The 24,779-nt window shown below is 75.0% G+C and carries 20 protein-coding genes and 1 pseudogene; 8 read left to right on the plus strand and 13 right to left on the minus strand.

Features of this window, described 5'->3' with window-relative positions:
* Positions 1–56 precede the first annotated feature (56 nt).
* Entirely contained in the window at positions 57–1,166 is a 1,110-nt protein-coding gene (locus tag ACWD4P_RS06130; protein WP_449778728.1) for an aminotransferase class I/II-fold pyridoxal phosphate-dependent enzyme, read from the plus strand.
* Here ACWD4P_RS06130 and ACWD4P_RS06135 read toward each other — a convergent pair.
* Together ACWD4P_RS06135 and ACWD4P_RS06140 are read right to left on the minus strand one after the other, a co-directional pair.
* Positions 1,120–1,914: a serine hydrolase gene (locus tag ACWD4P_RS06135; RefSeq protein ID WP_359827690.1), complete on the minus strand. Its 795-nt coding sequence runs from the start codon at positions 1,912–1,914 to the stop codon at positions 1,120–1,122. The two genes, ACWD4P_RS06130 and ACWD4P_RS06135, sit on opposite strands and share 47 nt — an antisense overlap.
* A 91-nt stretch (positions 1,915–2,005) precedes the next feature.
* A complete protein-coding gene (locus ACWD4P_RS06140) occupies positions 2,006–2,659 on the minus strand; it encodes a DUF1707 SHOCT-like domain-containing protein (protein WP_449778729.1) in 654 nt (217 codons plus the stop codon).
* Between the two features lie 510 nt (positions 2,660–3,169).
* Here ACWD4P_RS06140 and ACWD4P_RS06145 point away from each other — a divergent pair.
* Positions 3,170–4,870, plus strand: a complete 1,701-nt coding sequence (locus ACWD4P_RS06145) for a hypothetical protein (protein WP_449778730.1) — start codon at positions 3,170–3,172, stop codon at positions 4,868–4,870.
* Positions 4,871–4,947: 77 nt separating this feature from the next.
* Here ACWD4P_RS06145 and ACWD4P_RS06150 read toward each other — a convergent pair whose 3' ends face one another.
* Positions 4,948–5,229: a hypothetical protein gene (locus tag ACWD4P_RS06150; RefSeq protein WP_359827686.1), complete on the minus strand. Its 282-nt coding sequence runs from the start codon at positions 5,227–5,229 to the stop codon at positions 4,948–4,950.
* 248 nt (positions 5,230–5,477) lie between these two features.
* Complete coding sequence (locus ACWD4P_RS06155; protein WP_449778731.1) at positions 5,478–6,098, minus strand: TetR family transcriptional regulator; 621 nt, start codon at positions 6,096–6,098, stop codon at positions 5,478–5,480.
* Between the two features lie 100 nt (positions 6,099–6,198).
* Between ACWD4P_RS06155 and ACWD4P_RS06160 the strand changes: the two genes are divergently transcribed.
* Entirely contained in the window at positions 6,199–7,458 is a 1,260-nt protein-coding gene (locus ACWD4P_RS06160) for an MFS transporter (RefSeq protein WP_449778732.1), read from the plus strand.
* A 77-nt stretch (positions 7,459–7,535) separates the two neighbouring features.
* Positions 7,536–7,925: a nuclear transport factor 2 family protein gene (locus tag ACWD4P_RS06165; protein ID WP_359827684.1), complete on the plus strand. Its 390-nt coding sequence runs from the start codon at positions 7,536–7,538 to the stop codon at positions 7,923–7,925.
* Positions 7,926–7,944: 19 nt separating this feature from the next.
* On the opposite strand, the gene ACWD4P_RS06170 is transcribed toward ACWD4P_RS06165, so the two are convergent.
* A complete protein-coding gene (locus ACWD4P_RS06170) occupies positions 7,945–9,018 on the minus strand; it encodes a phosphotransferase (protein WP_449778754.1) in 1,074 nt (357 codons plus the stop codon).
* Between the two features lie 94 nt (positions 9,019–9,112).
* Positions 9,113–9,565 (minus strand): nuclear transport factor 2 family protein, encoded by a 453-nt coding sequence (locus ACWD4P_RS06175; RefSeq protein WP_449778733.1) that lies wholly within the window; start codon positions 9,563–9,565, stop codon positions 9,113–9,115.
* 287 nt (positions 9,566–9,852) lie between these two features.
* On the opposite strand from ACWD4P_RS06175, the pseudogene ACWD4P_RS06180 reads away from it, so the two are divergent.
* Positions 9,853–10,359, plus strand: a pseudogene (locus ACWD4P_RS06180) (alpha/beta hydrolase); the annotation flags it as partial.
* 158 nt (positions 10,360–10,517) lie between these two features.
* Here ACWD4P_RS06180 and ACWD4P_RS06185 read toward each other — a convergent pair.
* From ACWD4P_RS06185 to ACWD4P_RS06195, 3 genes are all read right to left on the minus strand, one after another.
* Complete coding sequence (locus ACWD4P_RS06185; protein ID WP_449778734.1) at positions 10,518–11,276, minus strand: HAD hydrolase family protein; 759 nt, start codon at positions 11,274–11,276, stop codon at positions 10,518–10,520.
* A gap of 102 nt (positions 11,277–11,378) precedes the next feature.
* Complete coding sequence (locus ACWD4P_RS06190) at positions 11,379–11,951, minus strand: hypothetical protein (RefSeq protein WP_449778735.1); 573 nt, start codon at positions 11,949–11,951, stop codon at positions 11,379–11,381.
* A 36-nt stretch (positions 11,952–11,987) separates the two neighbouring features.
* On the minus strand, positions 11,988–12,530 hold the full coding sequence (locus ACWD4P_RS06195; protein WP_449778736.1) for a CGNR zinc finger domain-containing protein: 543 nt from the start codon (positions 12,528–12,530) through the stop codon (positions 11,988–11,990).
* A gap of 26 nt (positions 12,531–12,556) precedes the next feature.
* Between ACWD4P_RS06195 and ACWD4P_RS06200 the strand changes: the two genes are divergently transcribed.
* Positions 12,557–13,891, plus strand: a complete 1,335-nt coding sequence (locus ACWD4P_RS06200; protein WP_449778737.1) for an MFS transporter — start codon at positions 12,557–12,559, stop codon at positions 13,889–13,891.
* Entirely contained in the window at positions 13,888–14,895 is a 1,008-nt protein-coding gene (locus ACWD4P_RS06205) for a DUF2510 domain-containing protein (RefSeq protein WP_449778738.1), read from the plus strand. The genes ACWD4P_RS06200 and ACWD4P_RS06205 overlap by 4 nt, the downstream gene beginning before the upstream one ends.
* A 230-nt stretch (positions 14,896–15,125) precedes the next feature.
* Here ACWD4P_RS06205 and ACWD4P_RS06210 read toward each other — a convergent pair whose 3' ends face one another.
* The 3 genes from ACWD4P_RS06210 to ACWD4P_RS06220 form a co-directional block, all read right to left on the minus strand.
* Positions 15,126–16,685 carry a hypothetical protein gene (locus ACWD4P_RS06210; protein ID WP_449778739.1) on the minus strand — a complete coding sequence of 520 codons (1,560 nt, stop codon included), beginning with the start codon at positions 16,683–16,685 and terminating at the stop codon, positions 15,126–15,128.
* Between the two features lie 78 nt (positions 16,686–16,763).
* Positions 16,764–17,585, minus strand: coding sequence for a leucyl/phenylalanyl-tRNA--protein transferase (locus ACWD4P_RS06215; protein ID WP_449778740.1), 822 nt, complete (start codon positions 17,583–17,585; stop codon positions 16,764–16,766).
* Positions 17,582–20,980 (minus strand): amino acid adenylation domain-containing protein, encoded by a 3,399-nt coding sequence (locus ACWD4P_RS06220; protein ID WP_449778741.1) that lies wholly within the window; start codon positions 20,978–20,980, stop codon positions 17,582–17,584. Before ACWD4P_RS06220 ends, ACWD4P_RS06215 begins: the two co-directional genes overlap by 4 nt.
* Positions 20,981–21,210: 230 nt before the next feature.
* On the opposite strand from ACWD4P_RS06220, the gene ACWD4P_RS06225 reads away from it, so the two are divergent.
* Positions 21,211–24,474, plus strand: coding sequence for an EAL domain-containing protein (locus ACWD4P_RS06225; RefSeq protein WP_449778742.1), 3,264 nt, complete (start codon positions 21,211–21,213; stop codon positions 24,472–24,474).
* Here the strand turns inward: ACWD4P_RS06225 and ACWD4P_RS06230 are convergent.
* Entirely contained in the window at positions 24,459–24,719 is a 261-nt protein-coding gene (locus ACWD4P_RS06230) for a helix-turn-helix domain-containing protein (protein WP_449778743.1), read from the minus strand. The genes ACWD4P_RS06225 and ACWD4P_RS06230 overlap by 16 nt on opposite strands.
* Positions 24,720–24,779 lie beyond the last annotated feature (60 nt).

Raw genomic sequence — 24,779 nt, forward strand, 5'->3', positions numbered from 1 at the left:
CCCGGTCGCGGTGGAGGCTGGCGGCCGTCCCGATCGGTCGACGCCCTGGAGGTCCGGTGCCGTCCCTGTTCCGCATGCTCGACCTGCACGAGACCGTGGAGCGCGAACGGCAGCACCCGGGCGGGCGACTGTTCGTCTCCGACTACAACGGCGGCCACCCCTTCGTCGCCGACTACCTCGGCCCGCTCGCCGACACCCCGCCGTACCTGCTCGGCGACGTCACCCGGTACTCGGCGATCGACGAGGACCACGCGCTGCGGACCAAGATCGCCCGGTTCCACAGCGCCTACGACGAGGTGGAGCACGGGCCGGGGCAGGTGATCCCGGCGGGCGGCTCCAGCAGCCTGCTCGGCACCTTCTGCACCTGGCTGCACCTGAACGGCGTGCGGCGCGTCCACTACCTGCCGCCGGTCTACTACAAGTTCGCCTACTTCTTCCGGCAGTTCGGCGTCGAACCGGTCCGGGTGAGCGAGCTGCACGCCCGACAGCCGGGATTCGCACCGGAGTTGCCCGAGGAGCGGACGGTCCTCCTGCTCACCGATCCGCTCTGGTACGCCGGGCAGCCCGTCCCGGCCGAGGTGATCGAACGGATCGGCGCGTGGCAACGGGCCACCGGGTCACTGGTGTTCGTGGACGGCACCTTCCAGTACCTGCGCTGGGACGGCGGCCGGCGCGAGGAGAGCACCACCCTGCCGGCCGACCTCACGGTGCGGCTGGTGTGCCCCACCAAGTACCTGTCCATCCACGGCTACCGCTGCGCCCACCTGCTCGTCCCCGAGCGGCTGCGCGAGCCGCTCGCCGACCTCCACATCAACCTGCACGGGGACGTCACGCTCGCCGACCGGCTGTTCGCCCACCGCGCCGCCGACCTGATGCTCGACGGGGAGGGCAACCGGCGGCTGGTCGAGCACATCCGGGCCAACCACCGGCGGATCCTCCACAGCGGCGCACTGCGGGCCTCCGCGCCGGTGGACACCGGGTTCTTCCTGTTCGCCCGGGTCGCCGCCCCGGCCGACCGGCTGCTCGCGCTCGACGAGCGGCACTTCGAACTCACCGGCCACGAGGGGTTCGTACGGATCAACCTGCTGAACGAGGCGGCGCTGGACGGGCTGACGGCACTCAACCGGCCGACGGTGCCGGGCGGGCTGCCGGCGCCGGCCGGCTGATCTGGTCGCGGCGGTCCCACACGGCCTTGGAGATCCGGGCGAGCAGCCGGGCCGCCGGATCGGTGCGGTCCGTGCCGTCGGCGAGCGGGCCGGTGTAGCAGACGGCGATCAGATACGGCGGGCAGTCGGCCGACTGGACCAGGCCGACGCCGAGCCGGGTGCCGGGGAACCAGCCGTTCTTGAAGGCGATCCGGGTGTTGGCGGGCAGGCCGGCGGCCAGGTCCACCCGGAACTCGTTGCACTCGAGGAGGGCGAGGAGTTCGGGCTCCTCGGCGAGCGAGCGCAGCAGCCGGACCAGGTCGCGGGCGCTCACCCGGTTGTGCACGCCCTGGGCGCGCGCCGCGTAGTCCTCGATCCCGCGCGGGGTGGAGCTGTGGGTGGCGCCGGCCCGGCGCCACACCTCGGTGACGGCCTGCTGGGTGGTGCGGGCCAGGCAGAGGTTGGTGGCCAGGTTGGAGGAGTGGGTGATCATCCGCTCGGCCAGCAACCGGAGCGGCACGTGGGTGCCGAGCAGTTCCCAGGGCAGCGGGTCGCTGTCCCAGTCCGGGTCGTTGCCGAACTCGCCGCCGACCACGGACTCGAAGCGGTTCACCACCGGCACTTCGGCGTCGAGGTTCACCCCGCCGCGGCACAGCGCGGCGAGCACCGCGACCTTCATCGTGCTGGCGGCGTCGTGAAGTTCGTCCGGGTTGTGGACGAACACCGGCTCCGCTTTTCCCGCCCAGGGGGCCACCACCACAGAGAGCATGGAGGAAGGGTAGGGGAGGCCGGGCCCGGAGCTCGACGGTTGCGCCGTACGACACGGGCCCGTCGCCGCCGTGACCGTCCGTCAGCTGCCGTCAACTGCCGGGCTGCGCTCCTTCGGGCTTCCGCAGCAGCCACTGGCCGGCCGTGCGGCGCGGCTGCCGCACGACCACGCGGCCGTGGCGCTTCGTGCCGACCAGCTCCACCCGCAGCACGACCGGCACGCCGGAGTCCGCCGCCCGCCGGTCGCTGACCCTGGCGAACTCCAGGGCCAGACCGTCGGTGTCGACCACGATGCCCGGACCGGCGATCAGCGTCAGGGTCTTGCCCTCCATGCCCAGGTCGATCCGCAGGGTGTCCTGGGTGATCACGGCCCGGGTGAAGTCGAGCGTCACGTCGCACCACTCCGTGAAGAGCTCCAGCCGGCGCGGCACCACCCAGCGCCCCTCCCGCCGGACCGGGCTCCACCGCTGGTCGATCCGCAGGACGTCCTTGACCTCCGCCACCACGCCGTCGGCGGAGACCGACACGGCCGGCAGGTCGGCGGTGAGCGCGGCCAGCTCACCGAACGTCCGGGCCGACAGGGCGGCCTCCAGGCGCTCGTCCAGCTCCTCCGCCGTCAGCCGGCCGTCGCCCGCCGAGATCCGCAGCAGCTCGGCCACCCGGTCCCGGTCCGCGTGCGAGGCCCGCAGCCCGGGCTCCGGGCTGAGGCCGGAGCTGCTCCCGGCGGGCACGATCTCTCCCGGCATGCTTCCCGTCCTGAGTCCGACGATGGGATCCGCGCGGCGGGTCGGCGGCGCGGACACCGACTCACGATATATCGCGATAGGGGTTCCCGCCAGACCCGCCGGACCCGCCAGCATCGGTCGGCGGGCCGCGCGCCCGCCCCGGGGCGCGGGTCGACCGGCATGCGGATGCCGTCGGCGGCCCGGAGGACGGACCCGGGGGATCTCCGCCCTTTTCCACTCCTCCACATGGCAGCGCCCTGGACGGGGGCGTCCGATGGCCGCTCCTGTCCGAACCGGGACCTTCCCGCGCTTTCCGACTCCACACCCCGGAACGCACAAAAGCGGCGTCAATTCATAAACCCTCCATCGGCCCTGAAACGCCCACGGCCCGGCCGGCGGCGGATCCGGCCGGAAAAAACCCGGTCCCGGGGACTGCGCACGACCTGTACGCTGACCACACATTCGAACTGTGTCGAATCCGTTCGACTATTGATGAAATCGTGGGGGGAATCGGTGCGCAATCGCCGACTTGTGGTTCTCGCTGCCCTCGTGGCGGCCGGTGTCGGGATCACCTCGTCCGGAATCGCCCAGGCGGCCGCGCCCGCCCCGGCGCCCGGCTCGCCCGCCGCCTCCGTCGCCGGGATCGACGCGACGAAGAAGCTCCCGGGCAAGACCTTCACCAGCCCCGCCGCCAAGACGGTCGTCTCGAAGGCCGGTCAGCCGGCCGGCCAGGCGGCCAAGGCGCAGGGCGCGCCCGCCCAGGACGCGCCCGCCGCCCAGAGCGCCGCGAACCTCGGGATCGAGCTGGAGGCCTCGGCGTTCAGCGCCCACGGCTTCCAGCTCGCGACCCGGGTCACGTCCAGCGAATCCACCTCGGTGAACATGGTCATCGACTGGGGCGACGGCAGCAAGGCGTCGTACCCGATCGTCATCGGCACCAACGGCCCCGAGCTGCACTACGACAACCACCAGTACGTCGCCGCCGGTGCGTACACCATCACCGTCACGCTCTCGAACGGCGCGTCGACGGCCACGAACCAGCTCCCGGTGGTCACCGCCGGCGCCGAGTTCACGCCGCACGCCCCCGCCCGCCTGCTGGACACCCGCGAGGGCATCGGCGCCCCCAAGGCCAAGGTCCCCGCCCGCGGCACGGTGGCCCTGAAGGTCGGCGGCGCCTCCGGCATCCCGGCCGACGCCGCCGCGGTGGTCCTCAACGTCACCGTCACCAACACCTCGGGCTCGGGCCACATCTCGGTGGCGCCCACCCAGGACCTGGCCGAGAACGCCACGACCTCCAGCCTGAACTTCGTCCCCGGCCAGACCGTCCCGAACCTGGTGGTCGCCACGGTCGGTCCGGACGGCTACGTGTACCTGTTCAACTCGGACTGGGCGCCGGTCGACCTGCTCGCCGACGTCACCGGCTACTTCACGGCCACCACCGCCAGCGGCTACAAGTCGGTGCCGCAGACCCGCATCGTCGACACCCGCGAGGGCATCGGCACCGCCGCGGGCAAGGTCCCCGCGACGTCGAGCTTCGACGTGGCCGTGGCCGGCCGCAACGGGGTGCCGGCGAACGTCACCGCCGTGGCGCTCAACCTGACGGTCACCAACCCGCAGGCCGACGGCCACCTGATCGCCTACCCGGCCGGCCAGGCGGTCCCGACCACCTCCAACGTGAACTTCACCGCCGGCCAGACGGTGGCCAACGCGGTGATCGTGCCGGTCGGTCAGGACGGCAGGATCTCCGTGCGCAACGGCAGCTGGCTCCCGGCGGACGTCGTGGTCGACGTGGCCGGCTACTACACCCCCACCAGCCGGTCCGCCCTGGTCCCGCTGGTGGTGCCGGAGCGCGTCCTCGACACCCGCGAGACCACCCCCGACCGGACGGCCCGTCCGCTGCCGGGCCGCAGCTTCTTCGCGCTGGGGATGGAGGGTGACACCACCACCCCGCACGTCGAGGGCTGGGTGCTGAACACCACCGTCACCAACACCGCCGGGGCCGGCTTCCTCTCCGTGGACACCGACCCGAACTACTGGTCCGACTACCGGAACGGCACCGCGGCCGTCCCGCAGCGCCCGGTCTCCTCGACGCTGAACTGGACCGCCGGCGCGACCGTCCCGAACCTCGCCCAGACCCCGGGCGGCAAGGGCGGCATCATCGACTTCTGGAACCAGAGCTGGTCGAACGCCGACCTGGTGGTCGACCTGCTCGGCTTCTACCAGTCGATCTGACGCCCCGGAAGGCGTGAAGGCCGGGGCGGTGTTCCGTACGGAGCACCGCCCCGGCCCGTTCCCGCGGCCGCTTCGCGTCAGTTGACGAAGTAGCTGAACCCGACCGTCGCCGCGCTCATCCCGGCCGCGATCTCCCGCGTCAGCGACCCCTGACAGTTCGCCGCGGAGTACACGTCGACCGTCACGTCCGTGAGGTTCTGGACGAGCACCGGCGACACGGTCGGGTAACACCCCCGGGCCGGATTCTGGTGAGCCGCACCGTTCACCACCAGAACCCCCGTCGCTGCCTGTGCGGGCACGGCGAACGCGAGCACTCCGGCAGCGGCCAGCATCCCGACCGCGGCAATCCGACGACGCATGACTGTTCTCCTTTCCGAGGGCGCACAACGGGTAGGGGCGCCCTTCCGGAGCATGAATTCCCCCACCGCCCTGTTCATGTCAGGAAACCCGGCGCAAATCCCCCGAACCGACGACAGCACCCGGCCCGCCATTCGCGCCCGCCCGGCCGGGAGCGGAAAGTCGGACCGGCCGACTTCTCGTGCCCGGAGGGCCCTTCCGAGCCACTCCGGGAGGGCCATCCGGGGCTTCGCCGCCGGGGTGTGCGGCGCTACGACCGCTCGGGGCGCCCCTCCCCGGCCGGGAGGGCGCGGACGGCGTCGGCGATCTCGGCGCGCAGCCGGTCGAGGGTGTGGTCGGGGCCGAGGATCATGCGGCGGAGCTGGGGCATGGCGAGGCTCCAGCCGACCAGGCCGAGCGTGAGGAACAGCCGCGCACGGGCCTCGTCGGCGTCGTCAGCGTCGTCAGCGTCGTCGGCGTCGTCGGCGCCGTCCGCGGGCCGCGCCGCCCGCAGCTTGTCACGGTAGTGACCGGTGCGGGCCTCCTCGCCGGGGACGGGCCGGTCGCCGAGTTCGAGCGCCTCCCACATCAGCAGCCGCAGGGCCTCGGGGTGGTCCCGGTGGTAGTCGAAGAGCCGCTCGGCGTACCCGGACAGGTCCTCGGCGCCGGCCTCGCCGGGCGGGACGGCCCGGGCGAGGTCGGCCATGAGGCGCTCCAGCACGGCGGCGAAGAGCCTGCCCTTGTCGCCGAAGTAGTCGTAGATCGCCCGCTTGTTGGCCTGGGCCTGGGCGGCGATGCGGTCCACGCGGGCACCGGCCACGCCGTACGCGGCGAATTCGGCGGCCGCCGCCGCGAGGATCCGCTCTTTGGTTGCCGTCGAGTCGTACGCCATGGGGCGATGGTAACGAACCGGTTCGTTTGACGATCCCGCACGGGTCTGCCACGCTCGCACCGAGCAACCGAACCATCTAGTTCGTTCGATTGGAGTGGCGATGGCCCGGACCGATCCGACCGCCCTGCCCGAACCCGCCCCACCCGGGGCCGAGCCGCCCGGACCCGCCCCGGACGGGGCCGCCCCACCCGGGGCCGCGCCCGGTCGGCGGCTGCCGCTGGTGATGGCGCTGGCCTGCGGCGTCAGCGTGGCCAACGTCTACTTCCCGCAGGCCCTCACCCCGCTCGTCGCCGAGGGCTTCGGCATCTCCGCCGGCACCGCGGCCGGCGTCGCCACCGTCACCCAACTCGGCTACGCCGCGGGGATCTTCCTGCTGGTCCCGCTCGGCGACCGGCTCCCCCGGCGCCCGCTGATCACCGTGCTGCTGGCGGTGACGGGCTGCGCGCTGCTGGCCGCGGGGCTCGCCCCGGCCACCGGCCCACTGATCGCCGCCGGCGCGGTGGTCGGCCTGGCCACGGTCGTCCCCCAACTGCTCCTCCCACTGGCCGCCGGCCTGGTCGCGCCCGACCGGCGCGGCGCCGTCATCGGCACCCTCCAGGGCGGCCTGATCGGCGGCATCCTGCTGGCCCGCACCTTCGGCGGCGTCCTGGGCGAACACCTCGGGTGGCGCGCCCCCTACCTGGCCGCCGCCGTACTCACCGGGCTGCTCGCCCTCGCCCTCGGCCTGGCGCTGCCCAGCACCGCACCGGCCGCCCGCGACCGGTACCCGGCCCTGCTCGGCGACACCCTGCGACTGCTGCGCACCGAACCCGCCCTGCGCCGCTCCACGCTCTGCCAGGCCTCGCTGTTCGGCGGCTTCAGCGCCGCCTGGACCGCGCTCGCCCTGCTGGTCACCGGCCCGCACTACCGCCTCGACGTCCAGGCGGTCGGCCTGCTGGCGCTGATCGGGGCGGCGAGCATGCTCTGCGCCCCGGCCGCCGGCCGCCGGGTCGACCGGCACGGCCCGGACCGGGTGAACACCTGGTGCACCGGCGCCACCCTCGCCGCCGCCGCGGTCCTCACGGCGGGCAGCGCGGGCGGCGCGCCGGGCCTGGCCGCGCTGGCCGCCGGCCTGCTGCTGCTGGACGTGGCCGTGCAGTGCAGCCAGATCGCCAACCAGGCCCGCATCTTCGCCCTGCGCCCGGAGGCCCGCAGCCGACTGAACACCGCCTACATGACCTGCTCGTTCCTCGGCGGCAGCGCCGGCTCCTGGCTCGGTGTCCGTCTGCACGCCCAGCTCGGCTGGCCGGGGGTGTGCGGCCTCGTCGCGCTCACCGCGGTCGCCGCCCTGGCCGCGCTGAAGGCCGGGCCCGGGCGCTGAGCCCGGCACCCTCACACCTCAGACCTCAGACCTCACACCGTCACGTCAGCACGTCACCACGTCCCGAAGGAGATCCCATGACGTTCCCGGCCATGCCGACCGCCGTCCTCCAGTTCTTCCGCGCCTCCCAGGAAGGCGACGCCGACGCCTGGGCGGCGGCCTTCGCCGAGGACGGCGTCTTCCACGACCCGGTCGGCACGCCGCCGATCACCGGGCGGGCGGCGATCCACGACTTCATCGCCTCCGTCCTGCCGAACTTCCGCCCGTTCCTGGGCCTGACACCCCTGGAGGCGCACACCGTCGGCAGCCACGTCGCGGTCTCCTGGCGGGGCGCCGCCGTCGCCCTGGACGGCAGGCCGGTCAACTGGTCCGGCATCAACGTCTACGAGTTGGACGACACCGGCCTCATCCGGGAGGCCCGGGCGTACTTCAACAGCGCCGTCTTCCGGGCCCAGCTCACCGGCTGACCCGGACCGCGCCCGCCCGTCAGCCGTCGAGGAGTCGCAGGGCCCGGCGCAGGTTGTGCTCGGCGATGCCGGCCATGGCCTCGCGGTCCGGGAAGCCCCCGTCGAGCAGGCGCAGCGGCCCCGCCGTCAGCGAGAGCCGCTGCGCCAGCGCGTAGAGGGCGAGCCGGTCCTCGTCCAGGCCGGCCGAGCCGTTGAAGCCGCCCGATCCGTCCGGGCCGCTCGGCCCGCTCGGGCCGCTCGCCACGAGCCGGTGGTAGTCGGCCCGGTCCAGGCGGATCCGCAGGAAGACGTGCTCCCACTCGGCGTCGAAGTACATCGCACCCTCGATGTCGATCAGCACCGGGCGGCCGGCGGCGTCCACCAGCACGTGGTCGGGCCCGAGTTCACCGTGCACCACGGTGTACTCGGCGCGCGGCCGGACCGCCGCCGCCAGGTTCCGCAGCCGGTCAGCGAACCGGTCCCGGGCTCCGGCGATCCGGGGATCGCGCGCCGCCGCCTCCGCGAGGTCCCGCAGCGCGCGGTCCAGCACGACGGCCTCGCAGGACGGCCCGTGCGACGCTCCCCCGCCGTCGACCACCGCGATCTTCCCGTAGCCGGGCGCCCGGTGGCCGCGCATGGCGCCGAGCGCCTCACCCAGCCGGGCCAGGACCGGGGCGGCGGCGTGCGGGTCGCGGGCGAGCAGCCGCTCCAGGTCCTCGCCGGGCACGTCCTCGACGATCGCGAGGTCGGCCGCCGCACTGCCGCTGTCCCCGTCCCCGTCCCGCTCCCCGTCCCCGTCCCGCTCCCCGGCGCGCTCGGCGAAGCGCAGTGCCGGGACCCTGACGCCGAGCGCGGCCAGCCGCGCGTGCGCGGCCTCGAACAGGTCGAGCCCGAGGCCGGGCGAGAACGGGTCGGCGAGGTCGTCGTCCCCCTCGGCCGCCGGCCAGTGGTTCTCGGACCTGGCCCACCGGTAGGCGACCGCCGTCGTACCGTCGTCCATCAGCAGGCGGTAGACGCCCTTCTTGCTGCCGCCGGCCAGCCGTTCGACCGCTTCCAGCCGCCGTCCGCCGCCCAGTGCGGCCCGCGCCGCGCCCGCCAACCGCTCCCGCACCACTGCTCGCACCGTCCCCGCCCCCGTCCTGTCCCCGCACCGTCCCGTCCCCGCGGTCCACCCGTCCCGGACGCCCTGCCGGCCCGGTCGGCGCGCCCTACTGCCGCAGATGGCGGCTCACATCGCCGAACAGGGTGATCCGCACCCGCCGCTCCGCGAACCGCCAGCGCCCGTCCTCCCCGCGCGCGAAGCGGTCGTGGTACCGGCCCGCGGCGATGGCCCGCAACGGGAGTTCGGGCAGCGCCTGCAGCACGGTGACGTACGAGCGGGCGACCGCCGTCCCCGCCTCCTCGTCCACCTCGACGGCCACGTTGCTCGTGACGTGCTGGGTCCGCGGCGTCCCGTCGGGGTGGACGATCAGCAGCTCCCGGAACATCGCCTCGATCGCACCGCTCCCGCGCACCGGTTCGCCGTCACCGCCGACGAAGACGGCGTCGGCGAGCAGCGCGCCGAGCCCCGCGAAGTCCCCGTCGTCCACGAGTTCGGCATAGCGCATGATCAGGTTCTCGACCACCCGGTGGCCCGGCATCGGATCGGGTGTCGCGGACATGCTCTCCCCCAAGGTCGCGTCGGTCGTCCGCGCCCACTCTCCCACGATCTGATCAAGCGTCCGAAGACCGTCGGCGGAGGCCGCGGCCCGGCTGCCACCTCGCGGTCGACCGTGGCACCGCCCGAGGTGGTGAGCCCCATGACCGCAGTACCGATACGGGTGCTCCCCCTTCCGGTCACGGCCGGCGGCTGACGCGGGTGTCGCCGGGACCGCCTCGGCCGCAAGGCACTCCCGAAGGGCAACACCCTGGCACTCCCCGCAGTTCACCACCGCCTCCTCCGACGGCACGATCGCGCGCCGCGCACGACGAGGCGGAGATCGCCGAGCTGTACCGGGCCCGGGCGGCGGGCGAGCCGGAGGGGCCGGTCGTGGTGCGCCACGACGCCCACCTGGCGGAGCTCGCCGTGCGTGGGTACCGGGCGGCGCTGGACGCCCTCCAGCGGCTCCCGGAGATCGGCGCCGACGGTCCGCTCGGCCGGTTCGGCCGGTTCGGCCTCACCATGGGCACCGCGCTCGGTGTGCCGCTGATGGCGGCCGAGCCCAGGATCACGGCCGCGGTGTTCGGCCCGCACTGGCCGGACGCCCCGGTCGAGCACGCGGGCCGGATCACCGTCCCGGTCGGGTTCGACCTCCGGTGGGACGACGAGCGCATACCGCGCGGTGCCGGCCTGGCCCTGTTCGACGCCTTCGCCTCGACGGAGAGGACGCCACACGCCGACTCCGGCCGGCACAAGGCCCTGCCCCGCTTCGAGGCCGACGGCGCGGCCCGCTTCCGCGCCCGCCACCTCGGCCGCCCGACGGCCGACCCGGGCCGACCCTGGCCGGCCCTGGCTGCCCCGGGGCGCCTCGGCCGGTCGCGGCCCGACCCGGTCTCGCGGCCCGACCCGGCCGATCTCGGCGCCCGGCGGCTGCCCGCCGGACGCCCGGGGCGAGTTCCGCCGGTCCCGTCCGATCAGGCCGCGGCCAGCCGGGAGATCTCGGCGGCGACGGCCTCCGGCTCGGCGGGGACGGTGACCCGGGCGACGCCGTCCAGGCCCGGGTGGGTGCCGACCCGGACGGAGTGCCCCGCGTTGCGCAGCAGGTCGAGGTCGTTGATGTCGTTGCCGAAGGCGTCGTAGGCGTCGATCCCCAGCGAGGCCAGCGCCTCCCACTTGTTCGTGGTGCCGGGGGCGAAGTCGATGATCGCCTCGTCGAGGTGGTGGTTGACGCTCATGCCGAGCGCGCGGCAGGACGCGGCGAGGGCCGCCAGGTCGGTCGCTTCGACCACCAGGAACTTGACGACGGCCGGGAGTTCGGCGAGTTCGACCCGGCGGGCGAGGCCGCCCTGGTCGACCCGGCCGCGGATCGGGTGGTCGGCCGGTCCGGTGTAGGCGTAGTCCCACGGGCCGTCGGCGAGGTAGCCCGCCCCGAACCGCTCGACCTCGGCCAGCAGCCGGCCGAGTTCACCGGCCTCGAACGCGGCCCGCGCCCGCACCCGGCCGTCGACGGAGACCAGGCTGCCGTTGCCGCCGATCAGCGTGGCGGTGGGGAAGGTCCCGTCGAGGACGGGCAGGAGGTCGCGGACCGGCCGGGCGGAGGCGAAGACCAGCTGGTGGCCGGCCCGCTCGCAGGCGTCGAGGGCGGCGAGGATCCGGCCGTCGATCGTCCTCCCGTCGAAGCAGAGCGTGCCGTCGATGTCGAAGACCAGGGTGCGGGCGGTGGAGGGGATCATCGTGTGATCGTATCCAGCCGGTGCCGTACACGATCCACCGGCCACCACGCGTCCGACCTCGGCCCCAGCGGGCGAGCACCGGGCCCGCCGGGCACACCGGCGCTACCCGTGGTCGGCCATCCGCTCGCAGTCCACCGTCACCGCCGCCCGGTCCAGTGCGGGCAGGCCGAGGTGGTCGGAGATCAGCGCGGTGAGCCGCTGTTCGTAGTCCGGGGCCTCGAAGAACTCGCCTCCGATCCCGAGCCCGGCCGCCGTGACGAGCGGGGCCAGCGCGTTGGGCCAGCGCTCCCCGACGTGCTCGGCGCCCTCGTAGTCGACGCAGGAGGAGATCCGGCCGTCCCGGTAGTGGTACGCCGTGGGGCCGAGGGCCTTGACGCTGCAGGGATTGGGCACGAACACCACCAGCTCGGCGCCCTCGGGGCAGAGCCCGCGGTAGTCGACATCGGCGTAGTCGTCGCGGGCGTGGTCGAACATGGGGTGCACGACCACGCCCCACTCGCCGGGCGCCGGCTCCTCGCCCCGGGCGAACAGCGGGCGGTGGCGCGCGGTCAGCCCGTCGGCCACGGCGGCCCGGGTGGTGCCCCTGAAGAACACCAGGACGGTCTCGTCGTCCCCGCGGTGCTGTCCTTCCAGCCAGTGGATGGGGCCCTGATGGATCCAGTCGTAGTCCGTCATGCCCGGCACGGTAGCGCTCGGCACCGACAGACACCGTCACGCCCGGGGCGGCCCGTCCGCCGAACCCCCGGCGCGGCGGCGGTGGCGGCGGACCGCGTCACGGTTGGCGCAGCGCTGGGAGCAGTAGCGCCGGCGGCCGGTGCGGGAGGTGTCGGCGAAGACGGTGCCGCACTCCTCGACGGCGCACCGGCCGAGCCGGTGCATGCCGCGGCCCACCAGGTGGAAGGCGGTGCCCACGGCGATCAGGGTGGACAGCACGGCGGCGAACGACTGGTGGTCGTCGCGGTAGTGGAGGTGCCAGCCGCCCGTGTGGTCGGTCAGCCGGGGGTGGGCGGCGTCGGCGGCCAGCATCCGGTTGAGCCGCCCGGCCCGTTCGTGTTCGTCGGCCGCGTCGACCACCGACTCCCAGGTGTCCAGCAGGGCCAGTACGCGGGCCAGGTCCGACGGCCGCACCGGCCCGCCGACGACCAGCCCGGCGGCCCGGCAGCGGTCGGCCAGTTCCCCGGCCGTCCCGGGGCGCCGGTTGGCCAGGTCCGCGGCGAGCCGCACGGCGGCGTCTCCGTAAGGGTTGAGGTGCACAAGACCATGACACCAGGCTTCCGACCATGAGTCAGCACACCGACGCCGGAAGGCGCTCCGGGCCGACGCCCTCCGAGGACGCCGCCAGCCGACCCCGGTACCGCTGGGTGGTCCTCGCGGTCGCCACCGTCACCCAGGCCTCCGCCGGCTTCCTCGTCCAGGGCATCGGGGCGATGGCCGTTCCCCTGCAGCACGCGCTGGACCTCAGTACGGCCCAGCTCGGCCTGCTCCTGTCCGCCTCGCAACTCGTCCCGCTGGTCGGCCTGCTGGTCGCCGGTGAGCTCCTGGACCGGTACAACGAGCGCTGGGTCGTCGGCATCGGCGCCGCCGTGGTCGGCGCGGCCCTGCTGGTCGGCGGCCTCGCCCGGGGGTACGGCTCCCTGCTCGCCGTCCTGCTGGTCGTCGGCGCCGGGTACAGCACCGTGCAGCCGGGCGGCAGCAAGTCGGTGGCGGCCTGGTTCGAGCCCGCCCGGCGGGGGCTGGCCATGGGCGTGCGCCAGGCCGGGCTGCCGCTGGGCGGGGCGCTCTCCGCGGCCGTCCTGCCGGCGGTGGCCGTGGCGTACGGATGGCGGGCGGCGCTGGTGGCCGGCGGGCTGGTCGCGCTCCTGGGCGCCGGGCTCTTCATGGCGCTCTACCGGCGACCGTCGACGGCCCCGGCCGACCGCCCCGCCGCCGCCTCCGGCCCGACGGACCCCGCCGCGCCGACGGACTCCGCCTCACCGAAGGACTCCGCCCGCTCCCGGCCGCGGATGCTCCGTGAGCCGGCCATCGCGCGGATCCTGGTCTCGGGCCTGAGCCTGGTCTCCGTCCACAGCGGCATCGGGGTGCTCGGCGCGCTGTACCTGCACGACGTGACGGCCCTCGGCCCCGGCCCGACCGCCGCCGTCCTGGTCGCCGTCCAGGTGGCCGGGGCGGCCGGCCGGATCGCGCTGGCCGCCTGGAGCGACCGGAGCCGTGCCGGACGGTACCGGGCCGTCCTGGTCTGCCTGGGCGCGGTGGTGGCCGGACTGATCGCCCTGACGACGCCGGCCGGCCGGTCCCCCGCGGTGGCCGCCCTCCTGTTCACCTGGCTCGGCTTCTTCGGAATCGGCTGGTACGGCCCCTGGGTGGCCCACCTCGCGGAGGCGGCGCCCCCGGGGCGGACCGGCTTCGCCCTCGGCCTGGTGATGGCGGTCAACCAACTGGCCGTCGTCCTGGTCCCGCCGGCCCTCGGACTGCTCCGCGACACCACCCATGGATTCGCCGCCGCCTGGGCCGCCCTCGCCGCAGCCGCCGCCCTGGCCCTCGCGACCACCGCCCGCGGCGAGCGCGGCACCCCTGCCGCCGCGGGCGGCGCACCGCCGGGTAGCGTACGGCCGTGATCAACGAGACGCCTCCCGGGTGGTACCCGGCCCCCGGACCGGACGGCGCCCCGGGCCACGAGCGCTGGTGGGACGGCAACGCCTGGACCAGTGACATCCGGCCGGCCGGGAGCGGCTACGGCTACCCGGGCGAGGAGGCGTACCCGGCCGCTCAGGCCTACCCGGCCGCTCAGCCGTACCCGGCCCCGCAGGCCTACCCCGCCGCTCAGCCGTACCCCGCCCCGCAGGCCTACCCCGCCCCGGGGTACGGCTACCCCGGGCCCGGCCACCCGGCCATGGCCGCCCCCTCCCCCGCTCCCGTCCCCAAGCGGTCCAGGGCGGGCGTGGTCATCGGCGTCACGGTCGCCGTGCTGGCGGTCGGCGGCATCGCCGGGTTCGCGCTCAGCCGGGGTGGCGACCCGACGGCGGGCCCCACCGCCGATCCCACCGTCTCGGTCAGCCGCAGCGTCGGCCCGACGACCAGCGCCACCCCCGCCCCGAAGCCGTCCACGCCCAAGCCCGCCCCGGTCCTCAAGAGCACCGTCGCGGACAAGCAGCACGCGATCACCGTCCCCGTGTTCGAGGGCTGGACCGCCGCGACCGAGACCCAGCGGGCGATCTTCCTCGGCAGCGGCGAGTACCCCTGCTCGAACGGCCGCACCTGCGTCCGCGGCCGGTTCTCGGTGGAGAAGGACACCGTCCAGGGCGACACGGCCAAGGCCGCCGCCGACGCCGCGATGCCCGGCATCGCCAAGCAGATCTTCAGCGGGATGGCCTCGCAGACCGACTACGGTTCGGGCAACATCACCGTCGCCGGAGTGGCCGGCTACGCCACCCGCTGGCACATCACCAACACCGACGGCACCCAGGGCTACGTCCTGTTGGCGGCCCTCCCCGCCAAGGGCGGCGGCTACGTGGTCTTCGACGGCGGAGTGGACGACGACCCGGCCGCCCCGGACGTCACGGTGCTGGACCAGATCCTCCTCGGCGTCAAGAAGGACGAAGCCCCCGCCAACGGCGCCTGACACCAAGGAGGTTCACAGCCCGGCAGGGCAGCAGTCGGAGCTGCCGGCACCCCCTGTCGAACCGGCGAACCGCGCAAGGCCGGACCACACACCGCCAGGGCGACAGCCGCCCCCGGGTAGGCCCGGACGGGCCGACGCGGGCACCCCGGGACGCAGCCGGCCGGGACGGGGGACGACGAGGGCCCCTCGGCGGGATGACTCCACCGAGGGGCCCTGATGGTGACAGGCCGTCAACTGTGCTGCGGGGCGGGCAACGTGGCCGATCCGACGAGCAGCGGCCACTCGCGGTGGAAGGGCGGCAGCGGCAGCTTGCCCTCGATGATCGGGGTGCCGAAGACCTTCAGGTGGGCGAGCAGCGAGCCGTTCAGGTCGACGCCGCCGACCAGGGACCAACTGCCTTGCACCTGGGGCGGGTTGCCGGAGGAGTCGGCGACCAGTGAGCCTTCGGCCTGGGCGCGCAGGTAGGGGGCGACGGTGGTCTCCACGCCGACGGTGTCGTACAGGCCGAGGCTGATCTCGGCGCCGAGGGCGGCCCGTACGCCGGCCTTGCCGTTGAGCCGCACGTGCACCGGGGTGACCTTGGTCTCGGCGCTGGTGACCGGGGTCCAGCCCTTGCCGCCGGTGTAGTCGGCGCGCACCGCCCAGGTGCCGGCGGCGTCCTGTTCCGCCTCCAGGTGGACCTGGCCGTCGGCGCTGACCTCCAGGTAGCAGGTGAGGCCGAGGTTGACGACCACCGGCAGCCCGGCGACGGTGAGCACCGGGCTGGCCTGGAGCTTGGCGAAGGGCACCCGGACGGGGGCCGCGCCGGTGCTCCGGGCGGCGTCGCCGGTGACCTTCCACTGGGCGTGGGCGCCGAGGTCGAAGCCGATCGAGGCGGTGCGCGGGCTGCCGGCCGCCGCGCCGTGGTAGGCGAAGTGGACGGCGGGGTGGAGCTGGAGCGAGCCGGACGCGTCGAGGCTCGCGCCGTCGGGCAGCGGGACGGGGGCCTTGAGGTTCACTTCGAGGGTGCCGGAGGCGTCGGCCCGCACGCCGTTGCCGCTCAGCCCGGCGGTCGCCTTGAGGTCCTTGACCAGCGGGGTCACCGTGATGCCGTGCGGGTCGACGGGGACGTCGCCGTCGGCTTCGGTGCCGCCGAGGAGTTCGGCCAGGGTGGCCGGGCGGGTGGTCAGGGCGAGCGTGTCGCCCGCGCCGGGGCGCACTCCGGTGACGGCGAGCAGGGCGCCCTGCGGGGCCGCGGCGGTGGGTGGGCTGGCGATCAGCTGTCCGGCCTGGACGGCGGGGGCCGCGGCGGTGGGGACGGCGCCCGGCGAGGCGGCGGCGGATGCCGGGGCCGAAGCGGCGGCCGAGGCCGACGCCGGAGCGGAGGCGGGAGCCGACGCCGCACCGGTCGCCCCTGCCGCCGAGAGCACCGCCGTGCCGCCCGCCGGGTCGTACGCCGTCAGCTGGAGGTTCTTGGTCGCCGCCGTGACCGCGCCACCGTCCTTGCCGGGACTGCCGATCGCGGCCTGCCGGTATCCGGCGGGCGCCGCGGTGACGGGTGCCGTGCCCGGGGTCGGGCGGCCTGCGGCGGGACTGCCCGCTCTGGCGCGCGGGGTGGCGCCGGTGTGCGGGGCGGCGGCCGCCGGGCTGCCCCCGGCGGCGGTCGCGGCCGGGTCGGCGACGGTGGCGGCGGCCGGTGCGACACCGGCCTGGGAGGAGCCGGGGCTGGTCGGCCCGCACGCGGCGGCCCCGGCGAGGACGAGGGTGAGGACGGCGGGGCCGGCGGCCCTGCCTATGGAGCGCTTGAACACGCGGCGTCATGTTACTGACGGGGAATAAGTTTGTCGAAGTCGCGCCAAAAAGCCCCGACGAATAGGTTTAACGACAGGTCAGGACGGTCGTCCCAGCCGCGCTGCCGACAGCGGCGCCCCGTCGGGGACGACGGCCCCGACCTCGCCCGACAGCTCCGCGAGGTAGCGCGAGCGCGCCATCGGCTCGGCCCCCAGGCTCCGCACGTGCGGCCCGTCCCATTGGGCGTCGAGCAGTCGGCCGCCCGCCGCGCCGAACCGCGCCCCGAGGTCGGCGACGGCGACCCGGGCGGCGTCCGGGCGGCGGTGGAACATCGAGTCCAGGCTCAGCACCGGCCCGACCGCGACCCCGAACACCCCGCCGATCAGCTCCTCCCCCTCCCACACCTCTCCGCTGTGCGCCGCCCCCAGCTCGTGCAGCCGCATCAGCGTCGCCGCCAACTCCTCGGTGAGCCAGACCGGTTGACGCGCCTCGGCGCAGGCGGCCAGCACCCGCCCGAAGGCCCGGTCCGCGCTGGTCCACCACGAGGACCGGTTGCGCAGCCGCCGCGCCAGCCGGCTCCCGAGCCGGACGCCGCCGGGGGCGATCACCGGCCGGGGGTCGGGCGACCACCAGGCCAGCGCGTACGGGTCCGCCCCGCCCGGCAGCAGCGCCACCTCGCCCGCCTCCACGGCGTCCCCGTACACCGCCTCGTTGTACGCGCTCGCGTACTCGTCGGCCGCCGGCAGCGGGAACAGCCCGTGCCGGTACGCCGCCAGCAGTTCCCCGGCGGCGGGCGGTCCGAGCCGCCCACCGAAGGCCACCGGCCCGTCCGCGGGCCCGTGGCGCACGTCCAGCGCGCCGAAGGGGCTCATGTCCGGCGCGTCGAAGGGGCCCGCGTCCGGCACGTCGGCGGGGCTCATGCGGACGCCGCCCGCAGGAAGCCCTCGCGCTCCAGGCCGGCCAGGTAGTGGTCGATCAACCCGGCTTCCACCGGGGGTAGTTCGATCCCGCTGCCGTCCAGCGCCGCGTCCGCGTTCGTCCGCTCGAACAGCGGGAAGACCGGCCGGAAGTACATCTCGCTGATCGACAGTTCCGACCCCGGCGCGCGGTCCACGAACAGCGGGACGAACGGCGCGATCGGGTGCGTCGGGTTCCCCGCGGCGAACCGGACCAGTCGCCGCACCCAGTCCCCGTACGGCAGCCGGGCGATCCGGTGGCCGCGCGCCCGCAGCCGCTCGGCGAGGTCGGCGAGGACGCCGGGCCGCGGGGAGGTGAGGTGGTAGACCTCCCCGGCGGCGGGTGCGTGGCCCGCGATGTGGGCGACGGCGCGGGCGAAGCGGTCGGCGGGGACGAAGTCGAGCAGCAGCCGCACGTCCGGGCACGTCCCGCTGTCGGCCAAGTAGGCGATCAGCGCGCACAGTTCGGTGCCGGTGTTCATCACCCCGCCGGCGAGGTCCCCGGTGACGTCGTTGGTGCGCAGCACCGTGACGGGCAGCCCGGCGGCGGCCGCGTTGTGCAGCAGCAGCTCGGCGACCCACTTGCTCTCGACGTAGCCGACGCCGAGCCGTTCCGGGTGGGCGAGCGGGGTCCGCTCGGTGACCTTCGGGACGCCGGCCGCGCCGAAGCCCGCCAGCACGGCGAGGGTGGAGAGGTAGTGCACGGGGATGCCCCGGCTGTGCCCGGCGAGCCGGACCACCTCCCGGGTTCCGCCGACGTTGGGCCGCCTCAACTGGTGGTACGGGTAGAGGAAGTTGACCTGCCCGCCGAGGTGGTGGATCGCGTCCAGGTGCCCGGCCAGCCAGTCGAAGCGGCTGTCCGCCAGGCCGAGCCGCGGCCGGGTGAGGTCGCCGACCAGCGGTACCACCCGCCGGTCGGCCAGGTCCTGTCGCAGGAAGCGCTGGTGTGCCGCCCGCAGCCGTTCCAGCGCGTGCTCCTCGTCGGGCGCCCGGACCAGGCAGTGGACGCGCGCCCGGGTGGTGGCGAGCAGCGCGTGCAGCAGGTGGGCGCCGCAGAAGCCGGTGGCGCCGGTGAGTAGGATCTCGGCGGGGTCGGCCCGGGAGGGGGCCGGGTTCCAGGACTGACCGAGGTCCTCGTCGAGCCGGGCCTCCGCGAACCAGTCGAGACCGGCCTCCCGCTCGGCGCCCGCGGGGACGTCCGCGCGCGCCGCGTTCAGCGCCCCCGCGAAGGCCCGCAGGACGGGCTCGCGCAGCAGCGCCCGGGTGAGGGCGCGCACCTGCCCGACATCGATGCCGAACATGATCCGGGCCCGCGCCAGCATCTCCATCGCGAGCAGCGAGGTGCCGCCGAGCGCGAAGAAGTCGCCGTCCGGGCCGACGTGTTCGACGCCGAGCAGCTCGGCCCACAGCTGCCCGACGGCCGCCTCCACCGTCCCCACGGCTCCCTCCGCTCCCGCCGCACCGGGCGCCGGCGCCGGGGGCGAGGGGCGGCCCGGCGCCGCGGAGCGCACCGGCGCGTGCGGCAGCCGCCGCCGGTCGATCTTGCCCGCCGCCGTGAGCGGCATCGCCTCCAGCGGCACGAACTCGGCCGGCACCAGGTACTCGGGCAGCCGCTCGGCCAGGAACGCCCGGATGTCCCGCGCCCCGCCGGCCGACCCGGGGGCGAGCGTGTAGTACGCCGTGAGCGTGCGGCTGCCGTCCGCCGCCCGGCCGTCGGCCACGACCCGGGCCTGCCGGACGTCCGGGTGCGCGGCCAGCACGGCTTCGGTCTCGGCCGGATCCACCCGGTGCCCGCGCACCTTCACCTGGTCGTCGAAGCGCCCGAGGATCTCCAGCCGCCCGTCCGTCCGCCACCGCCCGGCGTCGCCGGTGCGGTACATCCGCTCGCCGGGCAGCGGCGCGTACGGGTCGGGCAGGAAGGCCTCGGCGGTGAGTCCGGCCTGCCGCCAGTAGCCCCGGGCGAGGCCGGGCCCGCCGAGGTGGATCTGGCCCTTCTCCCCGGGCCGGACGGGCCGCAGCCGGGCGTCCAGCACGTGCACCCGCACCCCGGGCAGCGGCCGCCCGATCGGCACGGGCGCCGCGGCGCCGCCGCCCGCCCCGCCGTTTCCGCTGCCGGCTCCGGCTCCGAGCAGTTCCGGCGTGACCTCGCAGAGCGTCGAGGTGACGGCCGCCTCGGTGACCCCGTACGCGTTGAGCAGCCGGGCGCCCGGCAGCCGGTCCAGGCAGTGCCGGCAGTCCGCGGCGTGCACGGCGTCCCCGCCGACCACGACCAGCCGCAGCCCCTCGGGGCCCGGTCCGCCGGGCGGGAGCAGGTCGAGCAGGTGGTGCCAGTAGGCGGGGGTGAAGTCGGCGACGGCCAGGCCCAGCCCGGGCAGCCGGCCGGCCAGCTCGGTGGGCGCCCAGGTGCCGCCGGCCGTCCCGCCCCCGCCGAGCACCACGGTCGCGCCCGCGAGCAGCGCGCCGAGCACCTGTTCCAGCGCGGTGTCGGAGCCCAGCGCGGCCAGTTGCAGAACGCGTTCGCCGGGGCGCAGCCGGTAGGCGTGGACGATCCGGTCCAGGGTGAACAGCAGCGCGCGGTGGGTGACGGGCACGCCCTTGGGGCGGCCGGTCGTGCCGGAGGTGTAGATCAGGTAGGCGAGGTCGTCCGGGACGGCCCCGTCATCGCACCGGAACTCCCCGAACTCCCGAGGACTCCCGCTCTCCCCGGTCTCGCCCGCCTCCCCGGACCGGCCGGCCTCCGGCCCGAGCACCGGCACCCGGGCTCCGGTCTCCGCCGGGAACCTCCCGTCACCCTCCGCGACCACCACCCGCGCCCCGCAGTCCTCCACCAGCCGGGCCAGCCGCCGGGGCGGGTGGCCGGGATCCAGCGGCAGGAAGGCCCCGCCGGCCTTGAGCACGGCCAGCCAGGCGGTCACCAGCCCCACCCCGCGCTCCAGGCAGACCGGCACCACCCGCTCCGGGCCGGTCCCGCGCGCCCGCAGCACGGTGGCCAACCGGTCGCTGCGCAGGTCGAGTTCGCGGTAGCTCAGGGTGGCGCCCTCGGCGACGACGGCAACCGCGTCCGGGTCGTGCGCCGCCCGCGCGCGGAACAACCCGTGCACCGTGTCCGCGAATCCGGCCGCCGCCCGCCGCACCGGGGTGCCGTCGGAGTAGCCGAGTTCGGCCGGGCGCCACTCGCGCTCCACCCACTCCCGGCAGTCGGCCCGTCCGGCCGGCCCGTGGACCTGCCGCCAACCGGCCGGGACGGTCAAGTCGCCCGGCCAGATCGCGTACTGACCGTCGTCGTTGCGGACCACGGCGTGACGGCCGGAGCTCACATCCGCTCGTACGCCCTGTGCGCTGTCTACTGCGTCGTCCACCGGCTTGACCTCGTGCTGTGGCGGCAGAATGCTGGGGAGTGCGACATTTCCGACTATACGCACTCATGCCCCGTCGAGGACGTCCGGTCGCACCCCCACCGGGCGCCCCAGTGGTGCGCGCAGGCGCGCACCCGCCCCACCCGGGCCGGCCCCCGCGCCCCGCCCGTCCCGTCCTCACCCGAACTCCCCCGCCCGACCGGCGGGGTGATGTCGCGGAGGAGGTAGCCTCCTTGACTCGCCGGCGACAACGCCTGATGGTCTGTTACCTGTTCTGGATGGTGCTGTTCACCGGCATCTACTACGCGAATCCCGGCCAGCGGATCATCTGGTGGACGGGCATCGGCCTGGGCGGCGTCGCCGCCATCGTGGTCGGCGTCCGTCTCAACCGGCCCGCCCACGCACGGTTCTGGTACGTGCTGGCGCTCGCCAACCTCAGTTTCACCGTGGGCGAGGTGGTGCAGGCCGTCCAGCTGGACATCCTGCACCTGCCCAATCCGTTCCCGTCCGTCGCGGACGGCTTCTACCTCGCCGAGTACGTGCTGTACGCGATCGGCGTGCTGGGCTTCATCCGCTGGCGCACGGCCCGTCAGGACCGCGCCGGGCTGCTCGACGCCCTCATCCCCACCATCGGGCTGGCCCTGCTCGCCTGGATCTACCTGATCCTCCCGTACGCCCGGAACCCGGACCTGGACTGGTTCCAGAAGGCCGTCTCGATCGCCTACCCGCTCGGCGACGTCGTCGTGCTCGCCCTGCTGCTGCGGCTGCTGACCCCGCGCGGCGGCGGCTCCCGGGCGCTGCGGCTGCTCGCCGTCGGCTCGCTCGGCATCATGGTCTCCGACGTGCTGTACGGGCTGATCCAGCTGCACGGCACCTGGCACATCGGCACGCCCGTCGAGCTCGGCTGGGCCGCCTTCTACACGGCCTGGGGCGCGGCGGCGCTGCACCCGTCGATGGTCGAACTGACCCGGCCGGTGCCCACCCAGCAGCCGGACCTGAGCCCCGCCCGGCTGGTCCTGCTCACCCTCGCCTCGCTGATCGCCCCGGCGATCCTGATCATCGAGGCGCTGGCCGGCAACACCAGCAACGCGGGCGTGATCGGCGCCTTCTCCGCCCTGCTGTACCTGCTGGTGCTGGCCCGGCTGGCAGTGGTGGTCTCCGCCCGCCGGCAGGCCGTCGCCCGTGAGCGGACACTGCGCGAGGCGGGCGCCCGGCTGACCGCCGCCGTCACGGTGGAGGAGGTCGCGGACGCCGCCCAGTCCGCCGCCTCCACACTGATGCCGGCCGAGGCCGGGCACGTCGCCCTGCTCGCGGTGACCGAGGACGGCGTGCTGCACGTCCGGCACGCCGGGAGCGGCTCCGCCCGGCAGGTGCCGGGGGACATCGCGCCGTCCGACCAGGTGCTCCGGCTCGCCGCCTCCCGGGAGACCCTGCTGCTGCCGGTGGCCTCCCTGGGCCTGGCCGCCGCCGACGCTCCCGGCCCCGCGAAGACGGGTGACACGAAGGCGGGCACCGCGAAGGCGAGCACCGCGAAGGCGGGTACCACGAAACCGGCCGGCACGAGGCCCGCCCCCAGGCCCGGGACCGCCCGGCCCGGCGGCATGCCGTACGCCCTGGTCTGCCCGCTGACCCTCGCCGAGCGGCCCTCCGGCGACCCGCTGATCGGCGCGCTCATCGTCACCGGCACCGAGCAGGAGCTGACCAGCCTGTGGAGCTCGCTGGAGATCCTCGCCGCCCAGGCGGCCCTCGCCGTCGAGCGGGTGGTGCTCAGCCGGGAGGTCACCCGCCGCAACAGCGAGCTGTACTTCCGCACCCTGGTGCAGAACGCCAGCGACGTCATCCTGATCCTCGACGCCGACGACGGCGTCCGCTACGCCTCCCCGTCCGCCGAGACGGTGCTCGGCCGCCCGGACCTGGCCGGCACCCTGCTGACCGACCTGGTCCCGCCCGAGGACAGCAGGGAGGTCGGCAAGGCGCTGGCCCGGATGCGCGAGGCGGCCGACCCGCCCCGGGGCGAGCAGCCGCGCGAGCACTGGCGGCTGCTGCGCCAGGACCGCACCCCGATCGAGGCCGAGGTCCGCTTCAACGACCTGCGCGCGGACCCGACCGTCGGCGCCCTCGTGCTCACCCTGCGCGACGTGACCGAGCAGCGGCAGATGGAGCGCGAGCTGACCCACCGGGCCTTCCACGACTCGCTGACGGGCCTGGCCAACCGGGTGCTGTTCCAGGACCGGGTGGGCCACGCGCTGTCCCGGGGCGAGCGCAGCGGGGCGGTCACCGGGGTGCTCTTCATCGACCTGGACGACTTCAAGGTGGTCAACGACACCCAGGGGCACGCGGTCGGCGACGAACTGCTGGTCGCCGTCTCGCTGCGGGTCTCCACCGCGCTGCGCGCCTCGGACACCGCCGCCCGGCTCGGCGGCGACGAGTTCGCCGTCCTGGTGGAGGACGCGAGGCGGCCCTCCGACGTGGACACCATCGCGGCCACGGTGCTGGCGGTGTTCGCCGAGCCGTTCAAGCTCAAGTCGGGCGCGGTGCGGGTGACGGCCAGCATCGGCGTGGCGACCACCGAGGACAGCGTGGACGCGACCGAGCTGCTCACCCACGCCGACCTCGCGCTCTACTCGGCCAAGGCGGCCGGCCGCCGCCAGTGGCGCCACTACCGACCGGCCCTGCAGACCGGCATGGTGGAGCGGCACGAGCTGAACGAGCACCTCGACTCGGCGATCGCGGAATCGGCCTTCCAGCTGTACTACCAGCCGATCGTCGACCTGCGTTCGGGCGACCTGGTCGCCTTCGAGGCGCTGGTCCGCTGGCCGCACGACCGGCGCGGCATGGTGCTGCCCGACGAGTTCATCGCCCTCGCCGAGGAGAGCGGCCAGATCGTCCCGCTCGGCGCCTGGGTGCTGGAGCGCGCCGCCCAGGAGGTCGCCGCCTGGCAGGCCGCGAGCTCGGCGGCCCGCACGGCCGCCGGCCGGCCGCCGCTGCGGGTCAACGTCAACGTCTCCGCCCGCCAGTTCCGCGACGCCGGGTTCGTGGACGTGGTCCGCCGGGCACTGGCCACCACCGGCATCGACCCGCACACCCTCGTCCTGGAGCTCACCGAGTCGGTGCTGATGCGCCGCGACGACCGCATCCACGCCGACATGGCCACCCTGTCCGGGCTCGGCGTCGGCATCGCCATCGACGACTTCGGCACCGGCTACTCCTCGCTGTCCTACCTGCGCGAGTTCCCGATCTCCCTGCTCAAGATCGACAAGTCCTTCATCGACGGCCTGGGCCACTCGCCCCAGCAGTACGCCCTGGTCGAGGGCATCACCCGGATCGCCGACACCCTCGGCGTCCAGGTCATCGCCGAGGGCATCGAACACCCCGACCAGCGCGACCTGCTCACCGCCATGGGCTGCCCGCTCGGCCAGGGGTACCTCTTCGCCCACCCGATGGACTCCCGCCAGGCCCGCGCCCTGGTCGGCGGGACCTCCTACGAACCGGCCTGAGCACTCCCCGGCCGCTCCGTGCGCAGGGCCCGCGACAGCACCGCGAGCAGCGCCAGCGTCGGCATCGCGTGCCCCGCCTCGACGGCCCGGACGTCGGTCTCGGGGAGGCCGGCGCGGACGGCGAGGTCGGGGAGGGTCAGGCCGAGGGCGGTGCGGCGGGCACGGACGGCCCGGGCCAGGGCGCCGGCCGGATCGCCGTCCGGGTGGGCGGGGAAGTCCTCGATCAGGGGGCGCGCCAGATCCACCGGAATCTCCTCATCGGCCTGCGGGGCGCACAGTCTGACACGGCGTCAGCCAGGGTCGGG

This window comes from Kitasatospora sp. NPDC002543 (genome assembly GCF_053594915.1).